We start from the raw sequence: 2,304 nt of genomic DNA, 5'->3' as shown, positions 1-2,304 counted from the left end.
CGAAGATGGTCCAGTTGACCACGGGTACAAGATATCAGTTTTCAAGGAACGCCAACGTCCGCGTGCCTTCCGGCTCATTCAGGTCACGGTATTCCCGCCACCTGGTTGCCCGTAAGGAAGTCTTCTTCAGTCAGCGTGCTGGATTTGATTTCGACTCCATTCTCCAAAAGCGGTGGCCGAGGCGAATAATTGGTCGGGCTCAGAACGACGACTAATGCGATTGCCCTCATCATGGACCATGGGCCTCCCATCTTCATTTGTTGCGCTGGGTGTCGGCTGATTCACATTGTAACAATGGAATAGTGCATTGAAATTACTGTCCAAACATCCTGACGACAAGCCCAAACTCTCGAATAGGCGATTTTTGCTGAGAACGTTTCGCCATAATATGTGCCGCTAACTCGTGCGCGGAGGGAAACCAACGCTGCACTGTCCAGCAGCTGGATGACACGGTCATAGACGTCCAATTGATTCAGCTTTAAGATTCCCGTCCGATAGGCCTCAAGTTCCTGACGCTTTTCCACCCGCCTACCAAGGTGGTCGATAAAGGTGACATCATCGGCGACCAGCGCATCCAGCGCCTGGACATCACCCGCCAGCGTGGCGGCCCTGAACTGCCCCTCCAACATGTCGATAGTTAATTCATTCGTCATGGTCACCCATCAATCCTCAGCCGGCCAATACGTGCTGATTAAGAACATAAATCCTAATTTAGTGCCCGTCCATAAACGCCCGTTTTCCTGGAGTTCAGCGGTTGTTTGGCGGCAGAACGAATATTTGACCACGCGAAAACTCTTTCCGCCCGGAAATCTGCGCCACTTACCACAAAGCGATTTTGGAAAATCAACGGGTGCGGTCAACACGCCCCGTCTTGCTCCGTATAGTCACAAGAGCGGCGGCTTGCACCTTTTTCAGAAACGGGCGACTGAACCGGCCTTGCGGTGGACTGTTGATGGGAAAATCCCACGATTGTTCAAGGATATCGTAGTTGTATTCCGAAACGGTAACCCAGCCCCGTTATCAGTCAGTCCGGCCCGCTTTCGAGTTGCGGGATTTCGATTGCAGACTGGTCGGCTGTCGGCGGTGTGCCGGAAATAGCAAGGATCACGAGATGGGTAAGATTTTGCGCATCGTTTCTGAAGGTCAAGGCAACACAAGCTGGACGATCCTTTTCCCCTTGGTCACGCCCAAGGTCGCGTTGCCATTTCCACAACAATGTGGCCTTCTTTATATTGGTCAATCGTCATAGTCGGACGAACCGTCGTTAATGCGCCGCTCAAGTTCTGTCGCGAGCATGTCAGCAAGTTCCGGCGGTGTTTCACCAACGCCATAAGCGCGACGGGGTCGGCCACGTCCCTGCATCTTTTCGTAATCCTCGATACTCATCAGAACGAAGCGAGGCTTTCGGTGCTGCGTGATCGTGACCGGCTCCTTGCTGGCAATGTGAGTTACAGTGCCGATTTGCTGCGTGAGCTCGACGGTGCTAAATGTCCGCATGGCAGAACCTTTCCGTGATAATTCAGAATATATTTTTATTACATATAGCAAGAATGCTCATGATCTTGCGCAAACCGGCAGGCCTCGTCCCCAGCTAAGCTGGTCCACTTCGTCGGGAAGCTCGCTCATCTGGCTCACAAACATTGATCAATGTCGTGAGTTTTCATTCTCACATCTGTGGACGCCCCCGTAAGCGCAAGAAGAATCTTTGTAGGGCCGGTATAGTGGTGCGTAGTCGGGTGGTGACATCTGTCCGGCCTCTGTTGCGACCGTTCATGCGTCGCGGACCCGTATGGGAGTTCGGGGATCGGATCCAAATCATTAAAAGCGCACTCTGGCTGCTTTGTAAGAAACTGGCTTTCCGATCCCGTCTCATCGACTATGCGCCATACCTTCCTTTCGATCCTCCTACGCCTTCGACGCCTCTGGCGGTGAGCGGCTTATGCCGTCGTCACAGCCGGAGCTCCATAAATTCCACCCCTCGCCATAAGCGCCCAAACGACCCGGGCCATCTTGTTGGCAAGAGCAACAATCACAAGCATGCGCGGCTTGCGGGCGAGCATGCGCCCGAGCCACGATCCTTCAGGAACACCACGCAGGGTCGCATGACTTACCACGGCGCTTGCTCCGATGATAAACAAGCGCCGCAGGGTTCGATCGCCCATCTTCGATGTCGCGCCGATCCAGGATTTTCGTTGGCGGTCTGCACCCGGCAAGCAGCGCGAGGTCGCTGCGGGCGCGGCCCGATGGCGAGGTGCTCATCAGACGGGCCGTTGGAGACCAAGGAGCACGTGGGCGGTTTCTGGG

The 2,304-nt window shown here is 54.4% G+C and carries 3 protein-coding genes and 1 pseudogene; all 4 read right to left on the bottom strand.

Going from position 1 to position 2,304, the window contains the following annotated elements:
* Window positions 1–281: 281 nt before the first annotated feature.
* Window positions 282–653: a nuclear transport factor 2 family protein gene (locus AAAC48_RS22055; RefSeq protein ID WP_340656247.1), complete on the bottom strand. Its 372-nt coding sequence runs from the start codon at window positions 651–653 to the stop codon at window positions 282–284.
* A gap of 371 nt (window positions 654–1,024) precedes the next feature.
* A complete protein-coding gene (locus tag AAAC48_RS22050; protein ID WP_340656246.1) occupies window positions 1,025–1,147 on the bottom strand; it encodes a hypothetical protein in 123 nt (40 codons plus the stop codon).
* An 89-nt stretch (window positions 1,148–1,236) separates the two neighbouring features.
* A complete protein-coding gene (locus AAAC48_RS22045; RefSeq protein ID WP_340656245.1) occupies window positions 1,237–1,497 on the bottom strand; it encodes a type II toxin-antitoxin system prevent-host-death family antitoxin in 261 nt (86 codons plus the stop codon).
* A gap of 440 nt (window positions 1,498–1,937) precedes the next feature.
* A pseudogene (locus AAAC48_RS22040) lies at window positions 1,938–2,180 on the bottom strand (IS110 family transposase); the annotation flags it as partial.
* Between the last annotated feature and the right edge of the window lie 124 nt (window positions 2,181–2,304).

It is taken from the genome of Phyllobacterium sp., assembly GCF_037994405.1.
Lineage (GTDB): Bacteria > Pseudomonadota > Alphaproteobacteria > Rhizobiales > Rhizobiaceae > Phyllobacterium.
Note: the sequence above shows the minus strand (reverse complement) of the source record. Positions and strands in the feature narration are given on the sequence as shown.

Bases quoted from the DNA above. Each gene is read 5' to 3' on its own strand.
- AAAC48_RS22055 (WP_340656247.1), bottom strand. From the start codon at position 653: ATGACGAATGAATTAACTATCGACATGTTGGAGGGGCAGTTCAGGGCC.
- AAAC48_RS22045 (WP_340656245.1), bottom strand. From the start codon at position 1,497: ATGCGGACATTTAGCACCGTCGAGCTCACGCAGCAAATCGGCACTGTA.